We start from the raw sequence: 20,630 nt of genomic DNA, 5'->3' as shown, positions 1-20,630 counted from the left end.
TTTCGCCCGAAGCCGCGGAAACGGCTTCGGGCGAAAAGCGAGGGGATGACAGCCCCTTAGAGCGAGCCTCAGAAAAACAGGAAGTCGCTAGCTGACGGCATGTGGCCGTCGTCGTCGAACAAAGCGGTCAAGACTTCCGAAGGCGCACCATATCCATCGCTATCAAAATGGTGGGTCTTATGAGAGGCGTCAGACATTAAGCGATCGTTAGCATCGAACGCTTTTGCACCGTCCCTAAAGGCCGAGAAATCGAGAGTTCCGAAATCTGACAAGTCGGATTTTGTGAAGTGGTGGGCGCCACCGGTCTTGCCGTGGTTTTCGTGAGACAAGAACTTGTCAGCCCAAGCGCCGTCGAAGAACCGGCCCAGGCCCGAACCAGCATTGGCCATATCATTGCCTGCTCCTCCCGACACCACGTCATCGCTCGTGGTTGGCAGGACGTCGTCGGCAACTGTGTCCGGCGGGGTGGTAACCACACCTGTGTCCGGCGTGCTCGTATCCGCAACTGCGTCCGGCGCGGTGGTGACCGTACCTGCATCCGGCGTGCTCGTGTCCGCGATTGTGTCCGGAGCGGTGGTAACCACACCTGCATCCGGCGTGCTCGTGTCCGCAACTGCGTCCGGCGCGGTGGCAACCACACCTGCATCCGGCGTCCCCGTATCCGCACCTGTTTCCGGCGCGGCCGTATCCGCAACTGTGTCCGGCGCGGTGGTGACCGTACCTGCATCCGGCGTCCCCGTATCCGCGATTGCGTCCGGAGCGGTGGCAACCACACTTGTATCCGGCGTGCTCGTGTCCGCAACTGCGTCCGGCGCGGTGGCAACCACACCTGCATCCGGCGCGCTCGTATCCGCACCTGTTTCCGGCGCGGCCGTATCCGCAACTGCGTCCGGCGCGGTTTCGCCGAGGCCTACATTCCCGGACATGACCGGGGTGTTGCCATAAAGCGCGAAATCACCGGCGTAGCCGCCACCGATCTGGTTGTTTGTAATGCTGATCGAGGCGTCGTCGACGGTACCGCCGCCGAAACGATCGTCGAGATAGACGGTGTAGCCGCCTCCGACCAGATAATTGCCGTCAACCTTAATGTTCGAGAGGCCCGAGAAATAGTTGTCCAGCATGATTGCCGATGTCTGGGCGTGGTCGTTCACAACGGTGTTGTGCAGGATCTGGATGTCCGAGCCCCCGTTGATTTCGATACCGTCATAGTGAGCGTCAGGGCCGCCCTGCAGACTATGAATGTAGTTGTCCTGGATCAGGGAAGCTCCCGTAACGTTGATGCCATTGTCAACATTGTGAATATTATTGCGTAGGAAAGTCCCGTCTCCCAGCACGCCGTTGACGGTCGTGCCGCCGCCGTCGATCTCGCTGTCCATCAGCGTGAACCCGGTGGCACCTTCCGTGACATAGATCGCGTGCCAGGGGGTGTCCGAATTGAGCTTGATGTTTTTGAGGGTAACGTTACTGGCTTCGATAACGATGTTGCCGTTGACCTCGAGATTTTCGATCACCGCATTGTCCTCGGTGACGTAAAGTGTCCCTGTATATTGGGTTAAGTTCGTCCCCTGCGGAACGCCAGTACTAGAAGAATCAGGATATACTGTTGTCACTGCTCGAATACCTTTCTGTTTCTTTTGCCCCGGAACCGATAGGTTGCTTTCAGCACATTTGTGCGAGTTCGGCTAATACCTTTTCGGCGCACCGAAAGTGCCCCTAGACATGAAAAATGGCGCGTCTAGGGCAAGGGAAAATTAACTATCTTCACGGGACCAGGCCCTTCCCGAGGCCATATTTCAGCCGCAAATCCCACTCGAAATATTAAGTATGACTAAATAATTAAATGAAATTAGTGCGATGCGCATCCCGGTGGCGCACGTGCCAATAAGCCAAAATGGCATGGCCGGAGGCGGTGAAAGATGATTCTGTTGTGGACAAATAAAAAATTTTTTTCGCTTCGTTAGAGCAGCTATTGCGCATCGCTCCTCAGCTACCTACAATGTTTCGTTGTAGGCTAGTGCTTTCGGTAAACGCATAGAGAGCGGATTTCTTTGATTCGCTGGATATTTCAGCTTCAGACGTTGCGGATTCCGACCTGAGCCCGGCGGGCATTCCGATCAAAATCCGGCCACCGTTCCGATTTGAAGCCGGCCACGATTCCTCAAAGACCGGCCGGTTTCCGGCTCTGAAGATACCCCCTGGGTCAGCAACTTTGGCATCAAGCCTCCCGGTAAACTAGGAGATTTTGATGCCAGCAAAGAGAAGGCTGACCATGCGACAATTACGCGGGACAAACAGCCGAGAGATTGCGGTGATCCTCGGCGTTGCCCGCAGTACCGTCTAGGATAGCCTGAAGCGGGCCCGACAGATGCAGGCGGGGCTGAGCTGGCCATTGCCAGGAGAACTGACAGATGATGCTCTGAAGCATCGGCTTTTCGTCCGCGCCGGCGTCAAGCAGGGCCAACGGCGACGAAAGGAGCCGAACTGGGCGGAACTCTCTGTCGAGCTGAAGAAGCCCGGCGTCAAACTGCTGATCCTCTGGGAAGAATACCGCAGCGTCCATTCTGATGGCTACGGCTATAGCCGCTTCTATGAGCTGTTTTGCAGTTTCGAGCAGCGCCTTTCGCCCAGATCTTCCATCGCGGTAAACGCGTCGCCGTGCAATAGCGCCGATATGGCGGCCCGCGCTATGGAACGGACCCCGCGCACATGCCGAGCTCGCACCGGCGCTATGCCGAGTGGACGCCGGATCGCTTCCGGCGCTGGGGCGCGTCCCTCGGTCCGCAGACCAAGGGCTGATCTTCGCCATTCTCGCCAGCCGGCCACACCCCGAGCAAGGCCTCAGAGCATGCCTCGGCATCCTGCGCCTTTATCGCGGCATCAGCCGCGACTGCGCCGAGGCCGTTTCGGCGCCGTCGAGATCGCTGGCCTGACCTGCAAGACCATTGCCTCGCTCATCGCACCCACAAGAGCACAAGGCATTCCACCGAACCTGCTGCCGTCATGGAGCACGCCAATCTGCGTGACCCCGGCTACTTTCGGCCTGAAAGGCATGGCCAGTGCCTATCAGGAACTCGAGATGCAAACGGAAGCCAGAAGCCTCGAACATGGCGAATGGCTTGCCCTGTTTCTCGAACGCGAGGTGACCACGCGCCGCCAGAAGCGCTTCGAGGCGAGGGCCCGTGCAGCCCAGATCGAGAATATCGACTTCCGTGCCGCCCGCCGCCTCGATCGCTATCTCTTCATGAAGCTGGCCGCTTATGACTGGATTCGGGAGCGTCACAGCCTACTATCGATCGGACCCGCAGGCGTCGGGAAGAGCTGGCTTGCCTGCGCGCTCGGACACAAGGCCTGCCGCGAGGACTTCTCCGTCGCCTATCATCACCTCCCAAGGTTCTTCGCCACGCTTGCGCTGGCGCGCGGCGACGGGCGATATCCGAAGGTCCTCAAGGCGCTGGCCAGAACCGACCTCCTCATCCTCGACGACTGGGGCCGGAGAAGCTCAACGACGAGCAGCGGCGCGATCTCATCGAGGACCTCTACGAGAAGCGATCCTCGTCAACAGCCAGGTGACCGTCGATCACTGGTATGACATGATCGGCAATCCAACGATCGCCGATGCCATCCTCGACCGCCTTGTCCACAACGCCTCCCGCATCGACCTTTCCCGAGAGCTTGCGAAAGCAGCGTCAAACACCATCCGCCGCTTGACCGCGCGACAATCAAGAGCCATTCAAATCAATAATCCAGGGGCACATCGACTGGCCGACTTCATCGGAATACGCATCAGACGTGGCGCAAAGTCCTGGTGATCACGACGAATGTACTGGCGGGCTGACGAGCGGGACCAACCGACGCTGTGGAGCCGAACGGGCGTTATTCCGCCATTCGCTGCACGCTATGCAACACTTTCCCGAGTTACTTGGCTAGGGGTAGGTTTGAGATCCTTCGCACCGGAATGTCTATTTGAGGCTCGCAATAGCGGACTGGTGAATGGCAATTATGTTGCGGACAGGCCAGGGGCGATGCGCCAACACTGGATCCGCATCAAAGTCAGTGACCTCGTAAGTGCATTCTCGTTAGGGTGGAAATAGAAGAACCGATAACCGTATGCGGCAAGCTTGGCATACCACGGCAAAGATGTCAGGCAAGCAGCAATACCAATATATCGGCCCCGCCTTTCGCCAGAAAGGCTTCCGCCCCTTCGATGACATGGGGTTCTTATCCGGCGACATTGATTTTGAGCGCCGAGACATGATCCAATCGTCGGCTCTCAAAGTCTGCGGTCAGCGTGCGAGCTGATACGCGTTCTGATCCGGTCTCTCTGATGACGCTTGTCCAGGCACTTGCCGTCTCGGAATTCGCTTCAAATTCGGCGTTCGAGAAGCGACCCAGGGGGACGTCTACCCTATTGCTTACCCCATTTCGGACGAGGATTCTCAACAAAGCCGCGAAGTTCTCGGAACTCGGCTCGAAGGCATGGACTTTGGCAATGGGTAATGTGGCAGCAAACAAGGAAAACTGTCCGATCGCGGCGCCAACATCTACGACGATCCAGTCAGGGCGAGAGATCTTACGAAGAAATGCGAACTCCGGGTCAATGAAGTCCCCTAAAGCAAGAAGGACGCGCGGAGCTTGGTTCGGAAAACTGAACTCGAGTACCGGTCCAGACCGCAAACGTATTTCGCTTCTGCCCGGTCGCCGAATGTACAGGTAACCCATTCTTAGCGCACCTCTTGCGACAGCGCCTACGCCGACCGCTCGTGCGCCCCACGCGATCTTGGCACGAAAGCGGCGTGCCGTACGAAGATATGCCAGGACCGCATCCATTTCCGAGCACCCACCCGACAAAGAAACACTGTTGGTGCGGGGAGATTAGCAATTCTCCGGCCCTAAAAAACTCGGTCGCAAGGCGTAGCGGGGAGCGTAGCACACGGACAAATGGGGTGACTGTTGGGAAGCACCTCCCGCGCTCTGAGAAAATGCAGCCGAGGTTGCCTATATGATCAATGATCGCTTTCCTGTTACACGAGAGCCAAACGCACGATCCCAAAAAAGCCACCGCTGTCAATTGCTCCAAATGGCTGAATCCCCCCTTCTATTGATGGATCGTTCCCCTCCGAACTATGCGGGTCCCGCGCAGGAACAGCCGCTGTATTAAAACGTTGGAACGCTGACTGCAATTCGGCGGCCGAATAGAAAGGCTGCCCGACTTGTGGAGTATCGCACGTGCGGAAGCGCCGGCTCCCACTTTCAGTGATGGGGACGCGGGAATGGCTAAAGGTCTGATACTAATCGGTGCTGCGATTTTTGCTGCGATAATTGCCGCGATCCCGTCGAAGAACCATACCCCTCCCGCAATTTCGTGGGTTGCCCCCCCTGCGGATGGAAGTGCCGTAGATCCCGATGCCGCGATCTTTGCAACCTTCGGAGAAGGCGTCGATCCGGCCAGTGTGAGAATTAGTTTATTTCGGCTGTCAGCAGCGAACGAACTGGTCAAGGCGAACGCCCTTTACGACGAGCAGACCCGCTCGGCCAAGCTTGTGCCCGCCGCGCCATTGGCGAGGGGCACGAAGTACGATGCAACCATTGCCGCTGCCGCGCGGGATATGGCCGGCAACGCAGTGGCACTCGGGCGCCGCTGGTCGTTTACGACGCAGCGAGATCTTGAGCATGGCTTTGGAGGTCCCATCCTGATCGTTAGCTCCAATGAGCAGCCCTTCAGCAAATATTACAGCGAGATTCTGCGGGCCGAAGGCATCGGCTCATTCGAGTCCGTCGAGCTTTCGCAGATTTCCGACAAACTGCTCTCCCGCTTCAATTTGGTTATCTTGGGCGAGATGTCGTTGAGCGATACACAGGTGGCAATGCTTTCGAGGTGGGTCCAAAGAGGTGGCGATCTGATCAGCATGCGGCCCGACAAGAGACTGGCCACCCTTTTGGGGTTGGAAGACCGGAATGCCTCGCTAAACAAAGGTTACCTGCTAATCGATACGGCGACGTCTCCCGGGCGCGGCCTCACGGGTGAGACCATCCAGTACCACGGCGCGGCGGATCTATACACGCGGAAAGAAGATACGACCGAGATCGCGCGGTTATACAGCGACCCTTCAAGTACCACACCGCACCCGGCCGTCACGCTTCGCGCGACTGGGAAAGCCGGAGGCAAAGCCGCGGCCTTCACCTATGATCTTGCCCGCTCCATCATCTATACGCGCCAGGGCAATCCAGCATGGGCGGGTGACGAGCGTGACGGCAATTCCGTGATCCGAACCAACGATCTGTTCTTCGGCGCCAAACAGGGCGACAAGCACTCCGACTGGAATGATTTCGAACGCATCGCCATCCCGATGGCCGACGAGCAGCAGAGGTTGCTCGTAAACCTGATGTACTTCATGCTTGACGGCAAGGCGCCGCTGCCAAGACTGTGGTATTTTCCGAAGGGGCACAAAGCGGCTCTCGTTATGGCGGGCGACGACCATGGGACCAGAAGGGGAACCAAGAGCTCCTTCGATCGGCTCATAGACAACAGCCCAGAGGGGTGCTCGCTCGCGGACTGGGAATGCTATCGGGCGACCTCGTGGATTTATGCGAATTCCGGTTTGTCGGCCGAGGACGCCCGCACCTATGCTGCGCAGGGCTTCGACATCGGCGTGCACGTCGACACCGGTTGCAGGAATGTCGCACTCTCGGAATTCTCCGAAATATTGGGCCGCCAGCTGCACGACTTCCGCGCCAAATATCAGGGCTTGCCTGCACAGGCGGGAAGCCGCACGCATTGCGTCGCTTGGAGCGACTGGGCCAGCACAGCGAAGGTAGAGGCGCGCTATGGCATTCGCATGGACCTGAACTACTACTACTGGCCCCCCACATGGATAAAGGGCCGCCCCGGCTTCATGACCGGCTCTGGCCTGCCAATGCGGTTTGCCGATCTTGATGGCAGCCTGATCGACGTCTACCAACTGCCGACACATCTGGTGAACGAGAGCGGGATGAGCTTTCCTTCGGCAATCGAGGTGCGACTCGACCGGGCGCTGGGACCCGAAGGCTATTATGGCGCGTTCGGGACCCACTACGATTTCACTGACGAATTCGACAGGCAGTTGACGGTAGCCGCAAAGGCTCGCGGTGTCCCTCTCGTATCGGTGCGGCAGTTGCTCGACTGGACGGACGGCCGCAATAACTCGCATTTGGGGCAGATCGCCTGGACCGGTACCACTCTCACCTTCAACGCTTTCGCGGACCCGAGAACCGGAAAAATGCTTCGCGGAATGCTCCCGACGAGAACGGGATCCCGTGAGATTTCCGGGATCACACGCGACGGGGCCCCAGTGGACTACAAAACCGAGACTATCAAGGGCGTCGCCTACGCGGTCTTTCCTGTCGAGAGCGGCACATATGTGGTTTCGTATGGCCGCAGCGACACCTGAAACAAATCGCCATATGTCGACGCACGAGCGCAACTTCCGTCGCAAAAACCGTAGAGCTAAATTGCCATCCATAAATTACACGCCTGTTCCCTGCAGAACCACGGCGGGCGTCTTCGACAAGATCCAGAGATCCACGCTGAAGGATATCATCGCTGCGTACCGGTTGTCATGGATCGCCCGTTCCGCAAAGGTGCAATCGTTGCGTTCACTGATCTGCCAGAGCCCCGTTATTCCCGGGCGCATGGTGAAATACGCCGTCCCCGGATAGTACTGCCGCTGATGTGGCATCATTGGTCGTGGACCCACGAGGCTCATATCACCAACAAATACGTTCCAGAGCTGCGGCAACTCGTCGAAGGAATACTTGCGCAGATACTTCCCGACAGAGGTGATGCGAGGGTCGTCACGCAATTTTTGGGTGCTATCCCATTCCTTGCGGGCATCGGGGTTCGAGTCGAGATACGCCTGTAGCCTCTCATCCGCATCTGGCACCATGGTTCGAAGCTTCCACAGCTTGAAAGTCTTCCCGCCCATTCCGAGGCGCGGCTGGCAATAGAAGACGCCCCCACCGTCGAGGCAGACAAGCAGCGCGAGGATGCCAACAATCGCCAGCACGAAGGGAGCCAGAATTATTGTGATCGACAGATCGAAGCCGCGCTTGAACGATGCGCCATAGATCGGTCGCGACGCGTCGGACGTGCCGCGAAATAGGGGCCTTGTGGTAACTCGGTGCACCTGTATCTTGGAATTCTGCGACATGCGCCTCTCCATGGAGGCGGTAAAACCGCCAGGAAGCGCAGGGGGGTGGCATCGGCCGTTGCCCTCTCGGCATGTGCGCCGGCACCGCTATCAATGATAAGAAAATATCTATAGTACGCATAAACATATTATCCCTGCGCCGATAAATATTAAGGAATGTGAACAGCAAACTTCAATACACTTCGGATATACAATTCGATCTAGACCGAAAGACTTAGGGAAGATCTGCTTACGCCTTAGAGGTTTTGCCTGTTCCAGCCGGCGAGCAGCACCGCAGTGTTTCCATGAATTGCCAGGCGAAACATCAAAATAGCGCGATAGAGGCGCACCCGAGTCAGACATTTGAGCGCGAGCCATCGGGTTCGCGGGCCTGACAGCCGATCTGACCGCAGGATGATTAGCGCCTCGCCGAGGGGTGACACCGCCATGATGGCGCATGTGATCAGCCATCGAAACTGGGCCAGGCGGTCTGTTCCGATTTTTTGAAATTCATGGGCGACGTGCCGGTCCCATCTCCGTGCCAGTTCGCCAAAAGATTTACAGGAAGGCGTCACAACCCTAGCGCCGGACAAGTAGAGCAAGCGATAGCCCTGCGACGTAGCGCGCGCCCCCCAATCGGTGTCTTCCATGGTAGAAATTCCACCAAAAGGACCGACTGCATGAAACACGCGCTTGCGAACCGCCATGTTCCCAGTTGCCGCGAATCCGTGGCGTTGGGCATAAAGACGGACCCGATAGCTATAGATGCTTTCATAGGCTTCTATTGCGGTCGGCCGATCCGGATCGATCATCAGGATCTCAATGTCTCCCGCAATCAGATCGACATCGGGAGCGTTATTCATCAAATCGATGATCGCGCGAAGCCAGCCCGGTTGCACAATGCAGTCGGCATCTACGAAAGCGAGCAGTTCCGCTTGGGCCACTTCAGCGCCACGGTTGCGGGCTGGGCCTGGACCGGGAATGGACTCGTTCTCCAGCCGCACGCCCTCAAATTGTGAGCAGACGGCCACCGGCTTCTCGACTGACCCGTTGTCCACCACAATGATCTCGAATGGAATGCCTTCTTCGCGCTGCGCGTCGAGCGCGGCCAGGCACTGGAGTAGGTTTTCGGGCTCATTGAGGTGTGGAATGACAACGCTCAGCTGTGGTGGAGCATGAATGGGAGGCATTGAAAATCTCGCCGGGATAGCGACGTCAGCACCATGCGGAGGAATCTAGGCATTGAGCGATGGCTATCCATCATCGCTTCTGCACATGTGGCCTATCCACCTGTCCGATGAAGAAGCATGGCCGCGCCTTGAAGGGATTGAAAGATCTCGCACCTCCTCACATCGGAGGAACTTCGACTGGCGCGCCCCCATAAATTCTCAGCATTCGGCTTAGTCTCGGACTAAGGCCTCCCACTTTCAAGGGATGCCTGGCGGCAACACTGGCCTATTCCTTGGCCAGGACCAACTCGAACGCCGCAGCTTTGCCTGGCTGCCTAGCCGAAAGGACTAGCTCCAGCAAAGAGAGGATACAGCCCCTCCACCAATGACGATCTACCCGCGCAGACATAAGGGCTTGAGAATGGCACGAGGTGAATAGGACTACTAGCTTCGGGTCTGCTCAAGATGAATGCTGCGGATATACGCTTCTACTCATCGATTCTCTTGAGACGAATGCCCTACCTGCTGGCGATAACCGCCGCGGGTCTGACGATCGCGGTGATCGTCGCGTTTGTTTTGCCGTCTATTTATCGTGCGAGCGCCAAAATATTGGTGGAGGCACCGCAGATTCCCGCGGAGCTTGCGAAATCGACCGTCCCGATAGAGGCTGTTCAGCAGTTGCAGATTATTCGGCAGGAGATTACGACGCGTGACGATCTCCTCGCGCTCGCCGATAAGCTCGACATCTACGCCCAGAGCGAGGAGCGTCCGACCGACGAGGACATCGTCGATGACATGCGCTCCCGCATCACCTTCGAGGAGGTCGAATTGGGCGCAACGGGTGCTGGTGCGTCAGTGGTCAGCATCGCATTTACGGCACCGGAGCCGTACCTGGCGGCAAGGGTTGTCAACGAACTCGTAGACCTGATCCTGGCGAGGCAGCAACAGCAGCGAACCGGTCGCGCCGCCGACACACTGCAATTCTTCAATCAGACGGTCGCGAGACTCGGTTCGGATTTAAACCAGGTCGAGGCCGAAATTCTAAAGTTCAAGAATGCAAACACGGGAACTCTGCCTGAAAGTCTCGGATTCCGGCGTAATCAGCAAGCGAGTCAACAGGAGAGGTTGATTGCCCTTCAGCGCGAAGAAGCCGATCTGCTCAGCAAGCGGAACAACCTTGCCGAGAGTTACGCGCTGACCGGCCAACTGCCCGATGCCGAGGCCGTGACACCGGAGCAGCAAATGCTCGAGCAGCTCAATCGCGCCCTGGTCGATCAGCTTGCAATCTTTTCGGAAACGAGTCCAAACATCGTGGCGCTGCGGACGCGGATCACGTCTCTTCAGGAGGCATTGCGCACACGTCAATCGCAAGGAGCCCGTCCGTCGACCGGTTCGAAGCTACATTCTGCCTTTGAGGTTCAACTGACTTATATCAATGAGCGCTTGCAGGCGATCACTCAAGAGAAAGCCGCCATAGCAGAAAGCATTGCCGCACTGAAGACTTCAATAGATGCCACCCCCGCCAGCGAAACCGTTCTGAATTCTCTTGAGCGGAATCGCGCCAACCTGCAAATGCAATACAACACGGCAATCGCCAGGCGCGCGGAGGCCTTGATCGGCCAACAGATCGAGAATCGGTCCGATGGGGGCCGATTCTCCGTCCTTGAACGCGCAACGCCGCCGGAGGCTCCAGAGAGCCCAAAACGTCGGCGCATCGCGCTGATGGGTGCGTTGGGTGGATTGGGACTCGCCGTGGCATTCGTCGCCCTTCTCGAGTTTCTCAACGGAACGATACGCAGGCCGCTTGAACTCGAGCGAATGCTTGGCCACAAGCCGGTTGCCACCATCCCCTATATCACGACGGCTGACGAGATTCGCTTCCCGGTCAAACGAGCCTTGGCAGTGTTGCTTTCGACAGCGGCCATTCCGATTCTGTTGATAGCTGTTTATCTCTTTTACTTACCACTCTCAGCTGCAGCCCAGAACGCCTATCGATGGCTTGCCGCTTTGGGCTAACCACGGAAATGGCGTGTCTAGCTGCGTGATCTGGAGGCACGAGACATGGAACACTCCAAGGCATCCCGGCAGGACCTACTTGGATCGGAACGCCTGTTGGAGCAGACGATCCTCGCCTGTTCCCGGACTGCGAGCGAAATGGTTTGGGAGCGTTTGCCGCCGTTGCGAACCGATTCCCGGAGCCTCGCACGCAATCGAATTGTCACCACCACCAGTAGGCCTAACCCGGCGCATGCTGCTTTCGATATAATCCGGACAAAGCTTTTGCAGGGGTTGACGGAGCACAACTGGACCACAGTTGCGATCACGTCTCCGACACCCGGTTGCGGTAAGACGAACGTGGCGCTGAACGTGGCCTTCAGTCTTGCGAACCAGAAGGAATGCCGCACAGTCCTGATCGATCTGGACCTGAAACGACCGCAACTCGCCAAGATGCTCGGGATAGAGGCCGTGCAGCCCTTAGAGAGCTTCTTGAGAGGCGAGACCGACATAGCCGATGTGTTTCTGCGCCACGGCGACAATCTAGCGATCGGTGCAAACAGGCAACCCGTGACGTTTTCGGCAGAGCTCTTGCAAAGTCGCGAGACGGTCAGAGTGCTGCAGGACATGCGACAGCGGATGGATCCGCACGTTATCCTGTTCGATATGCCACCCATGCTAGCCAATGACGACGTCTTGGCATTCCTGCCCAACGTAGATTGCGCTCTGCTAGTCGCGGCAGCAGAGCAAAGCACCCTGGATGAGGTTGATATCTGCGAGCAGGAACTCTCCGAACGGACGAACTTACTAGGCGTAGTGCTGAACAAGTGCCGATTTAGCCCCGAAAAATACGGTTATTGAAGTCCTGCCCCCGTACGCGGCCGTGCAGGTCTGACGTCCAAGGGAAAACGGAAAAGGGAGTCCAGGATGCACAAGGTCCTGATTGTTTATGGCACGCGCCCCGAGGCGATCAAAGTGGCGCCGCTGATCCGAGAGATCGACCGGTCGGCCCATTGCACTTCCGTAGTCGCTGTTACCGGACAACATCGGGAAATGCTTGATCAGGTCAATAAGCTCTTCGGGATCCGTCCTGCCCACGACCTCAACATCATCAAGGAACGCCAGAGGCTTGAAGACGTGACAAGTCGCGTCCTCGAGGGCGTGTCGAACGTGATCGACAACGAGCGGCCCGACGCGGTGGTTGTCCAAGGCGACACCACCACTTGCTTTGCGGCGGCACTGTCCGCCTTCTACCACAAGGTGCCCCTTATACATCTCGAGGCGGGGCTCAGAACGGGTAACCCCGATAACCCCTTCCCCGAGGAGGTAAACCGGCGGCTGACCACGCAAATGGCGGCGCTGCATCTGGCGCCGACCCAGACGTCAAAGATGAACTTGCTGCACGACGGCATCGATGAGCGTGGCATCGTCGTCACCGGAAATACCGTAATCGATGCTTTGATTTACATGGCCGGGCGCCGCACCAAGATCGGCAACCCCGATCTCAAGAGGATCTCCGGCAAGCGAAGCGTCCTCGTCACGGCGCACCGCCGCGAATCCTGGGGCGAGCCAATGGCGCGTGCGGCGCGCGCCATAGCGTGGTTGGCGAGAGCGTTCCCTCAGACCCCGTTTCTGCTCCCGGCGCATCTTAACCCCGCTGTGCGGGACGTCCTCCTCCCTCCTCTGCACGGCCTCACGAATGTGCTGGTAACGCAGCCCCTCGATTACGGCGATTTCGTTCGCGCGCTGCGCGGCTGCTCAGTCGTCCTGACGGACAGTGGTGGCGTGCAGGAAGAGGCCCCGACTTTTGGAAAGCCGGTCCTCGTCATGCGCGAAACGACGGAACGTCCGGAGGCGGTTGCCGCCGGCACCGTTCGGCTCGTCGGAACAGATGAGGACCTGATCATCCGCGAAGTGAGTCGGCTGTTGACCGACAGAACCGCCTACCGGGCGATGGCTCGTGCGGTGAACCCTTATGGTGACGGGCAGGCCGCCGTCCGCTCTGTTCGGGCGATTGAACATTTCTTTGGCGTGGGGGACCTTCCTGCCGAATTCGACACTGGACTGCGGCTAGAGGCAGCGCGGTCAGCGCCAAGCTCCGCGCGTGTCGTAAACGACTTTGCCGCCTAGCCTGTTCTGGCGGATTGCCTTGAAAGGTTCGTGTTCCACAAGGAGCACGACAATGTCGGCGCGCTCCACGGCTTGATAGGCACTTTCCAAGCGCAAATTGGAATAGCCTGAGAGCTTGGTCGGTAGCGCGTCGACGAAAGGATCCGAAATCAGGATCTCCGTGTCGGGTAGCGCATCTGCTATAAGCGAGACGACTTCTACGGCTGGGCTCTCCCGGACGTCGTCGACATTCGCCTTGAACGTCAGTCCCAGACAGGCGATCGTCGGCGAGCGGAAACGCTTGGCTTTCAACACCACCTGTTCGGCGACATGATAGGGCCGCTGATCGTTTACCTCGCGCGCCGTGCGGATGAGTCTGGCCAGTTCGGGCGCTGCCGAGACGATGAACCATGGGTCGACCGGAATGCAGTGTCCGCCGACGCCCGGTCCGGGACTGAGAATTCTTACTCGGGGGTGTCTGTTGGCGAGCCGAATTACTTCCCACACATCGATCTGGAGCGCGTCGGCGATCATCGAGAGCTCATTTGCGAAGGCAATATTAACATCCCGGTAAGCGTTCTCAACAAGTTTCGCCATCTCCGCGCTGGCAGCGTCAGTGAGCAGGATCTCCCCTTGTGCGAACAGCCGGTAGATGGATGCGGCCTTCTCCGCACATCTCTGGGTAAGCCCCCCGACGACGCGGTCGTTGGTGACGATCTCGATCATAATACGGCCGGGAAGTACCCGTTCCGGACAATGAGCGACGTAGATGTCACAACCAAAGTCGCCATCATGCGGCATCCGGAGATCCGGCCGTAGGTCTCCGATCCAGCCGGCGACCTTCTCAGTCGTGCCGGGCGGCGACGTGGACTCGAGCACAACGATATTGCCGGGCCTGAGCTTGGCAGCTATCCGCTCAGCCGCGGCCCGGACAGAGGAAAGATCGGCTGTGCGATCCTCGTTGAACGGAGTCGGAACGGCTATGATAAATGCGTCAGCTTCCGGGATTTCGGTTGTCGCCGTAAGTCGCCCCATCGCAACCGCACCGCTAACCCCCACCGCAAGATCCGGCTCGATGAACGGAACCTCGCCACGTGACACTGCCTCGACCCGTGCCGTATTTGTATCGACCCCGACGACATCTATTCCGCGCGTGGCAATCGCGACGGCCGTGGGGAGCCCGATGTAGCCCAGTCCGAGTATCGCCAACCGGCCTTTGAACAAATCACTCATCAACGACTCCGCTGTTGGCCGCCTGTGGAAACAGGGACGCCGGCCTGGGGATCGCCGGCGAGTTTGAAGGCTTGAGCCGGGCGCAACATCTCCCGAGCAGTCAACTGCACAAACATCGCGTTGGACGTGAAATAGCGCCACCAGAGGCGACGTGGCTCCTGGAGGAGCCGATAGGCCCACTCCATACCCAGCCTCTGCCACCCAATCGGCGCGCGCCTGGTAAGGCCTGCCATGACGTCGAACGAACCCCCAACTCCGTGGAGCACGGGAACATTGAGCGATGATCCATAGGCACCCAGGAAAATCTCCTTCTTGGGCGTGGTCATGCCCAAGAACAGCATATCCACCCCTGCAGCCCTGACATCTTCAGCGATCCGGGCCGCTTCCTCGGGTCCAAAATAGCCATGATGGCTATAGGCGATGCGCAGCCCAGGGAAACGCTGGCGAAGCCTCTCTTCGAGTTTCCGCAGGACGTCGGGGCGCGCGCCCAAGAGAGCAATTGCTCGCCCTTCCTCGTGCGCGAGCACCAGAAGGCGCTCGAACAGGTCTATGCCCGCCACGCGCTCTGGCAAGGGCCTACCCAGCAGCTTGCTCGCCCAAACGATGGATTGTCCGTCGGCGAGAAGTAGGTCGCATTCGATGAGCGATTCACGGAGGAGTGCATCATTATGCAGTCTTACAACCTTGGCTGCATTGAGTACTCCGATCAAGACGCGTCGACGCGTCGCAACGGCCACACGGCAGCGCGCGATTGCATCCTCCATCCGCAAGGCGTCTAGATACATACCGAAGAGAAGTTGTCGCTGTGGAAGCATTCTGCTCTCCCCATTGAGCAGCGCACGCCATTAGCCGACGCGCGGAGCCCGCTTAAATTCTTGAAAGCACCAGTTGCGATGCTGCGTCCGAGCTGTGTTCAGGAGATCAGCGGTGCTCATGGACGCCAGCCAGTCGCGCGACAACACCTCCGGAAAGCCAGGCATAAAGAAGCCAACCCAATTCATAGGGGCGACATTCATAATCCACTTGGTTCGGCGGGAACGCGATGTTCAGAGATGGCGGGTGCAGTCCCGGTTTCAGTGCCGTCGTTGCTGCGGCTATCGCCCTCACCACTTTGCCAGGTTCCCGGCGCATGACCTTGCGCCAGATGAGGTACTCCTCGTCGGCGACGAGAGGCACCGCGACCTCCGTATGTTGATCGAGCCATTCGAGACCCTTGATGATTGGCTGCCAATGAGCGCGGCCGCCCGCCTCACGGAGATCAAGCAGGGCCATAGGAGCCATAGCGTGCTGGTGAACGCTATAGACAGGGTATTCCTCGACTACGCTTCCGTCGCGCACATCATAATGCCACCACCATTGCCCGTGCGGCCCCTGCAGCGCACAGATCCTCTCCGCGCATGCATCGGCCGCGTCCAATGCGCGAAAGTCGCCGCAAGCCGCATGCAGGCGCGCAAGCGCCTGTATCGGATAAACCTGATCGGCGAAGCACCCCACATGGGCACGCAAGCGGCCACTTGCCGATCCTGGCAGCATATGCGGGAAGAGCCCTGATCGGGCCTGGCACTCCAACAGGCGCCTCGCGGCAAGCGTCGCCAATGCTCGAGTATCAGCGAGATGTCGCCCGGCGAGCGCCGCGGACAGGGTCCAAGCGCAGTCGACAGTCGCTATCGGCGCCGCCGTTTCAAGCAGCTCCAGCAGGCGGCGGAGTAGCAAAGTGGCCGGGGATTCGGCCGCTTCTGCCGCGGCCCAGGCAGCCAATGCGATCGCGCCGGGCTCATCGCTGGCTTCCGCCTGCGCGATCGTGCTGCGTGCAAGATCGGCGGCCGTTTGGCCCTTGAGGACCAGCCGCTGCTCCGGTTCGTTGACCCAGGAAAGGCCAAGAGCAACGATCGACGTATACCGGAGGCTCTCGCCCTCGGGAACGACGGTGGAACGGCTCTTGTTCCCAACAGCGCGCATCGTGTGGACGAACGTCCCTCCCATCTGCATGCGGGGAAGGCCGGACTTCGCCAAGGTTAAGAACTGCCCGGCCCGTTGATGGGCGGCCGCCGACCGCGTTGCCAGTGCCTCATGTCTGTCGATCAGACCGTCGTGACTGCTCGCCCTTGGTGTGGACTTGTCATTGGCGAGACCCAGGTCCGGAATCGCAGTTGGCGAATGGCGAAATCCAATCGGCATGGAGGCCCCCTTCCTGCGCATCCAGTTCGGCGAGTTCTCTCTAATATGCTAGGAAATCCCGCCCGATAGTCTACTGCGCTCAAAGGCTTACACAGGCCGTCGCAACCTGCCGACATGAGTGCAGACACACCTCGATTGGATGACGCAGCGGCAGGGACTAAACCCTGTCTACCTCACATGACAGTCTTTCGGCCCCGTCAGCAATCCAGCAACAATATAAGAACTGTTTGGCTCGTCGGGCGTGGTTCTTTTGGAGGCGCACATGGAGGCACTGCCGCGGCAAGCGGAAGAGCATCGGGACTATCCGATTTCCCTTCCTTCGTGTGGAAGTGGGCGGCTCGCGATGATCATTGTAACCTATAACAGTGCGGAAGTCCTCCCTGGGCTGTTGGACTCGCTCTTGACGGGACTCAAGGGAGTCGCCGGCCACGAGGTCATCGTCGTCGACAATGACTCGACAGACGACTCTGTCGAACTGGCTCGCACGCATCCAATCGGTGCAAGGATCATCGAGATGGGCCGGAATGCTGGCTACGCAGCAGGGATAAACGCCGCGACGGCGACTGTCATGCCCGCGACGGACGTTCTGGTACTCAATCCGGATATTCGGCTTCATCCGGGTGCGGCGGGCCGATTGAGCGAACTGTTGAAAGACGAATCCGTCGGAGTCGTCGCGCCGCAGATCCTTGGCGAAAACGGCAAAGTCTGCCATTCCCTGCGGCGGGAGCCGTCTATCAGAACTGTCTGGTCCGACGCGCTCATCGGCACGAAGCTCGCAGCCCGCATCGGTTTGGGGGAAATCGTTGCCGATCCGGTCCTTTATGAGCAAGGCGGCCCGATCGAATGGGCGACAGGAGCCATACTTGCCATCTCGGCGCGGGCGCGGTTGACCGTGGGAGATTGGGACGAGTCGTTTTTCCTCTATAGTGAGGAAGTCGACTATCTCGAAAGGGTTCGCCGGTCAGGCCTTTCGGTACTCTACGATACCAATGCGCGTGCCGTTCACATCGGTGGCGCATATCACGACAACCCCCACTTATCTGCCCTGATGACCGCTAATCGCATCCGCTATTACCGGCGGCATCACGGACCGACGGCCACCATGCTGTTTCGCCTCGGCATCATCGTCGGCGAAACCATGCGGATCATGTTGGGCCCGGGGCACCGCGCGGCGTTGCGTGCTGCGCTGACGTTCCACCGAGAGCATTGCGCTGAGCGGCGCCAATGAGATCCATGTAAATCGAATCCATTCGTTCGAGTTTCGCCGACCACAGGGCGGTTTGCTTGACATGTTCATGGGCTGCCGCTCCCATCTGGCGCCGCAGCTGCGAATTGGTAGCAAGCCTGCGAATTGCCCCGGCGATATCGACCGCAAGCGCATCAGGGGTGGTGACGGGAAGCTTGATCGCACAGAGGTTCGAAGCGGCGCTTCCGGGCCCGCCTCGATCGACCACGATAAGAGGCAGCGAGAAGCCCATGGCTTCCAATGCGACGTTCCCGCCTGCTTCGCGATAGCTGGGGAAGACGAATATGTCGGCTCTCCGGTAGAACTCGGGCAATTCATCCTTCGCTCGCCATCCGTGCAGCGCAACTCGCTCGCTTAGGCCAAGGGTCGCAATCAGAGCCTCGCATTCACTCCGCTCGGGCCCCTCGCCCACGACATCGAGATCAATGTCGATATCCGGGACGAGGGCCATGGCGCGGATGATATCTCGCGCACCCTTCGTCCGCACGAGACGCCCGACGTAAAGCAGTTTTATTCGTCCCGAACGCCCCGAACGGTCGACCGGCAGAGGAACTTCATCAAGGCCCGTTTCACTCATGATCTCGAAGCGCCGCAGGGGAATGCCGGCAAGCTGTTCCCTCACATATTCGGCGATACCAAGCACGCAGTCCGCATTCTGGAATGTACCACGCAGCACGGGGTCCCAGCGCAGGCGATAACGGTCCAGCCGACGCAGACCCATAAACCACGGTGCGGAAGCCTCGTGGGCAGCAAAACCCGGCGGAGACAGCAGCCCACCTCCAACCGGACCAATAACGAGCGGCAAACCTAGCTTAGCTGCCGGCGAGGGATAACGCATAGCCACCGGCACCGGCTGATGCACCAGATCGAAGCGCTCGCCGCTGGCAAGAGCCTTGCGGATCCAATGCCGAGCGCGAAAGTAGAACGGTACATAGGCTGGCTTCAGAATGCTATTCAGCCGCTCTGCCCGCCCAAGCAGTGGCGGCTCGCTCCATTCAACGACGTCAATGCCAGTCAACTGCGCAGCCGCGGGGGTTGCGCCCCTCTTGTGGTACGTCAGCAGGGTGACGTCGTGGCGCTTGCCGAGCTGTTGGGCCCATTGAGAGGCGACCCAAGCCTCGCCGACATCCTCGCCATTACAGGTCGGAGCCACAAGCAGGATTCTAGCCACTTCCATTACCTCGTCGTGTCAAGGCGCGATGCGAATGTTACCGTTGCTCCGCTCGGCGAATGGTTGACGTGTTTCTACGAAACGCGGCGGGAAGGGCTTTTGATAGCGATCCGACACACAAACAACACCATAACTCAGAACTATATGATCGGCCCGCCGGCCGGATCAATGTAGCTCGTAGTTTGCTTGAGGACATCTATGGTGATGCGCGGAATACGACGATCGAGCGAAACAATATACTCTCCGTATCGGCCGCGATGCAAATCTCCGCCGGATTGATACGGCGTAAGCGCTAATTTCCCCGCACCTTTCGCCATTGAGTGCTCTGATGCATGAGGTGTCCACCAAAATAGGTGGACACCAAGTGGCATCCTGCGCCTTTATCGCGACATCCCCCGGGACCGCGCCGAGGCCGTTTCGGCGCGCGCCGTGGAGATCGGCGGCCTGACCTGCAAGACCATCGCCTCGCTCATCGCCACCCACAAGAGCACAAGGCATTCCGAACCTGCTGCCGTCATGAGCACGCCAATCTGCGCGGCCCCGGCTACTTTCATTGAGGAGACACCCAACGATGCTGACAAATCCAACCATCGACATGCTGCGCGAACTCGGCCTGTCAGGCATGGCCAGCGCCTATCAGGAACTCGAGGCGCAGACGGAGGCCAGAAGCCTTGAGCATGGAGAATGGCTCGCGCTGCTTCTCGAACGCGAGGCGACCATGCGCCGGCAGAAGCGCTTCGAAGCGAGGGCCCGTGCCGCAAAGCTGCGCCATGACGCCCAGATCGAGAACGCCGACTTCCGCGCCGCCCGCGGCCTCGACCGCAATCTCTTCATGAAGCTCGCCGGCTGCGGCTGGATCAGGCAGCGCCACAGCCTGCTGTTGATCGGACCCGCCGGCGTCGGAAAGAGCTGGCTTGCCTGCGCACTCGGACACAAGGCATGCCGCGAGGACTTCTCCGTTGCCTATCATCGCCTCCCCAGGCTCTTCGCCACACTTGCCCTGGCGCGCGGCGACGGCCGATATCCGAAGGTCCTCAAGGCCCTGGCCAGAACCGACCTGCTCATCCTCGACGACTGGGGTCCGGAGAAGCTCAACGACGAGCAGCGTCGCGATCTCCTGGAAATCATCGACGATACGAGAAGCGATCCACCATCGTCACCAGCCAGGTGCCCGTCGATCACTGGTACGACATGATCGGCAATCCAACCATTGCCGATGCCATCCTCGACCGGCTCGTACACAATGCCTATCGCATCGAACTCAGCGGCGAGAGCATGCGAAAACAGAAAGCCGTGACCACCGACCAAACAACCATGTCTTGACCGCGAAACGCGGTTCAGGTCAAAAACCCATACGACCCAGG

The 20,630-nt window shown here is 59.0% G+C and carries 13 protein-coding genes and 2 pseudogenes; 7 read left to right on the top strand and 8 right to left on the bottom strand.

Going from position 1 to position 20,630, the window contains the following annotated elements; genetic code table 11:
- Positions 1 to 68 precede the first annotated feature (68 nt).
- On the bottom strand, positions 69 to 1,511 hold the full coding sequence (locus SJ05684_RS21915) for a right-handed parallel beta-helix repeat-containing protein (protein WP_095694342.1): 1,443 nt from the start codon (positions 1,509 to 1,511) through the stop codon (positions 69 to 71).
- A 1,538-nt stretch (positions 1,512 to 3,049) separates the two neighbouring features.
- Here SJ05684_RS21915 and SJ05684_RS21905 point away from each other — a divergent pair.
- A pseudogene (locus SJ05684_RS21905) lies at positions 3,050 to 3,708 on the top strand (ATP-binding protein).
- 510 nt (positions 3,709 to 4,218) lie between these two features.
- On the opposite strand, the gene SJ05684_RS21900 reads toward SJ05684_RS21905, so the two are convergent.
- Positions 4,219 to 4,719, bottom strand: a complete 501-nt coding sequence (locus SJ05684_RS21900) for an FkbM family methyltransferase (protein WP_157747895.1) — start codon at positions 4,717 to 4,719, stop codon at positions 4,219 to 4,221.
- A gap of 551 nt (positions 4,720 to 5,270) precedes the next feature.
- Between SJ05684_RS21900 and SJ05684_RS21895 the strand changes: the two genes are divergently transcribed.
- Positions 5,271 to 7,427 carry an Ig-like domain-containing domain gene (locus SJ05684_RS21895; protein WP_034859460.1) on the top strand — a complete coding sequence of 719 codons (2,157 nt, stop codon included), beginning with the start codon at positions 5,271 to 5,273 and terminating at the stop codon, positions 7,425 to 7,427.
- Between the two features lie 75 nt (positions 7,428 to 7,502).
- Here the strand turns inward: SJ05684_RS21895 and SJ05684_RS21890 are convergent, their stop codons facing one another.
- Positions 7,503 to 8,186, bottom strand: a complete 684-nt coding sequence (locus tag SJ05684_RS21890) for a sugar transferase (protein WP_034859461.1) — start codon at positions 8,184 to 8,186, stop codon at positions 7,503 to 7,505.
- Between the two features lie 236 nt (positions 8,187 to 8,422).
- Complete coding sequence (locus SJ05684_RS21885; RefSeq protein ID WP_034859462.1) at positions 8,423 to 9,355, bottom strand: glycosyltransferase family 2 protein; 933 nt, start codon at positions 9,353 to 9,355, stop codon at positions 8,423 to 8,425.
- Between the two features lie 444 nt (positions 9,356 to 9,799).
- On the opposite strand from SJ05684_RS21885, the gene SJ05684_RS21880 reads away from it, so the two are divergent.
- The 3 genes from SJ05684_RS21880 (at position 9,800) to wecB (ending at position 13,459) form a co-directional block, all read left to right on the top strand.
- Positions 9,800 to 11,350 carry a GumC family protein gene (locus SJ05684_RS21880; protein WP_034859463.1) on the top strand — a complete coding sequence of 517 codons (1,551 nt, stop codon included), beginning with the start codon at positions 9,800 to 9,802 and terminating at the stop codon, positions 11,348 to 11,350.
- Positions 11,351 to 11,395: 45 nt separating this feature from the next.
- Positions 11,396 to 12,190 carry a CpsD/CapB family tyrosine-protein kinase gene (locus SJ05684_RS21875; protein WP_034859464.1) on the top strand — a complete coding sequence of 265 codons (795 nt, stop codon included), beginning with the start codon at positions 11,396 to 11,398 and terminating at the stop codon, positions 12,188 to 12,190.
- A gap of 66 nt (positions 12,191 to 12,256) precedes the next feature.
- Positions 12,257 to 13,459 carry a non-hydrolyzing UDP-N-acetylglucosamine 2-epimerase gene (wecB, locus tag SJ05684_RS21870; protein ID WP_034859465.1) on the top strand — a complete coding sequence of 401 codons (1,203 nt, stop codon included), beginning with the start codon at positions 12,257 to 12,259 and terminating at the stop codon, positions 13,457 to 13,459.
- On the opposite strand, the gene wecC is transcribed toward wecB, so the two are convergent.
- The 3 genes from wecC to SJ05684_RS21855 all read right to left on the bottom strand — a co-directional run bounded on the left by wecC (position 13,415) and on the right by SJ05684_RS21855 (position 16,849).
- Positions 13,415 to 14,671 (bottom strand): UDP-N-acetyl-D-mannosamine dehydrogenase, encoded by a 1,257-nt coding sequence (gene wecC / locus SJ05684_RS21865; RefSeq protein ID WP_083846282.1) that lies wholly within the window; start codon positions 14,669 to 14,671, stop codon positions 13,415 to 13,417. The genes wecB and wecC overlap by 45 nt on opposite strands.
- Positions 14,671 to 15,486 (bottom strand): WecB/TagA/CpsF family glycosyltransferase, encoded by an 816-nt coding sequence (locus tag SJ05684_RS21860; protein ID WP_050980222.1) that lies wholly within the window; start codon positions 15,484 to 15,486, stop codon positions 14,671 to 14,673. The genes wecC and SJ05684_RS21860 overlap by 1 nt, the downstream gene beginning before the upstream one ends.
- A gap of 106 nt (positions 15,487 to 15,592) precedes the next feature.
- Positions 15,593 to 16,849, bottom strand: a complete 1,257-nt coding sequence (locus SJ05684_RS21855) for a hypothetical protein (protein WP_244426733.1) — start codon at positions 16,847 to 16,849, stop codon at positions 15,593 to 15,595.
- Between the two features lie 343 nt (positions 16,850 to 17,192).
- Between SJ05684_RS21855 and SJ05684_RS21850 the strand changes: the two genes are divergently transcribed.
- Positions 17,193 to 18,077, top strand: coding sequence for a glycosyltransferase (locus tag SJ05684_RS21850; RefSeq protein ID WP_050980224.1), 885 nt, complete (start codon positions 17,193 to 17,195; stop codon positions 18,075 to 18,077).
- On the opposite strand, the gene SJ05684_RS21845 is transcribed toward SJ05684_RS21850, so the two are convergent.
- The gene (locus SJ05684_RS21845) at positions 17,995 to 19,272 is read right to left on the bottom strand and encodes a glycosyltransferase family 4 protein (protein WP_083846284.1); all 1,278 of its coding nucleotides are present in this window, start codon (positions 19,270 to 19,272) and stop codon (positions 17,995 to 17,997) included. The two genes, SJ05684_RS21850 and SJ05684_RS21845, sit on opposite strands and share 83 nt — an antisense overlap.
- Positions 19,273 to 19,837: 565 nt before the next feature.
- Between SJ05684_RS21845 and istB the strand changes: the two are divergent.
- Positions 19,838 to 20,589, top strand: a pseudogene (gene istB, locus SJ05684_RS21835) (IS21-like element helper ATPase IstB).
- Positions 20,590 to 20,630: the final 41 nt, after the last annotated feature.

Origin of the sequence: Sinorhizobium sojae CCBAU 05684 (assembly GCF_002288525.1) — a bacterium.
Taxonomy (GTDB): Bacteria; Pseudomonadota; Alphaproteobacteria; order Rhizobiales; family Rhizobiaceae; genus Sinorhizobium; species Sinorhizobium sojae.
This window is presented reverse-complemented; position numbering and strand designations above follow the sequence as displayed.

Bases quoted from the DNA above. Each gene is read 5' to 3' on its own strand.
- SJ05684_RS21885 (WP_034859462.1), bottom strand. From the start codon at position 9,355: ATGCCTCCCATTCATGCTCCACCACAGCTGAGCGTTGTCATTCCACAC.
- SJ05684_RS21860 (WP_050980222.1), bottom strand. From the start codon at position 15,486: ATGCTTCCACAGCGACAACTTCTCTTCGGTATGTATCTAGACGCCTTG.
- SJ05684_RS21900 (WP_157747895.1), bottom strand. From the start codon at position 4,719: ATGGGTTACCTGTACATTCGGCGACCGGGCAGAAGCGAAATACGTTTG.
- SJ05684_RS21855 (WP_244426733.1), bottom strand. From the start codon at position 16,849: ATGCCGATTGGATTTCGCCATTCGCCAACTGCGATTCCGGACCTGGGT.
- SJ05684_RS21850 (WP_050980224.1), top strand. From the start codon at position 17,193: ATGATCATTGTAACCTATAACAGTGCGGAAGTCCTCCCTGGGCTGTTG.
- SJ05684_RS21845 (WP_083846284.1), bottom strand. From the start codon at position 19,272: ATGGAAGTGGCTAGAATCCTGCTTGTGGCTCCGACCTGTAATGGCGAG.
- SJ05684_RS21875 (WP_034859464.1), top strand. From the start codon at position 11,396: ATGGAACACTCCAAGGCATCCCGGCAGGACCTACTTGGATCGGAACGC.
- SJ05684_RS21890 (WP_034859461.1), bottom strand. From the start codon at position 8,186: ATGTCGCAGAATTCCAAGATACAGGTGCACCGAGTTACCACAAGGCCC.
- SJ05684_RS21880 (WP_034859463.1), top strand. From the start codon at position 9,800: ATGAATGCTGCGGATATACGCTTCTACTCATCGATTCTCTTGAGACGA.
- wecB (WP_034859465.1), top strand. From the start codon at position 12,257: ATGCACAAGGTCCTGATTGTTTATGGCACGCGCCCCGAGGCGATCAAA.
- SJ05684_RS21895 (WP_034859460.1), top strand. From the start codon at position 5,271: ATGGCTAAAGGTCTGATACTAATCGGTGCTGCGATTTTTGCTGCGATA.
- wecC (WP_083846282.1), bottom strand. From the start codon at position 14,671: ATGAGTGATTTGTTCAAAGGCCGGTTGGCGATACTCGGACTGGGCTAC.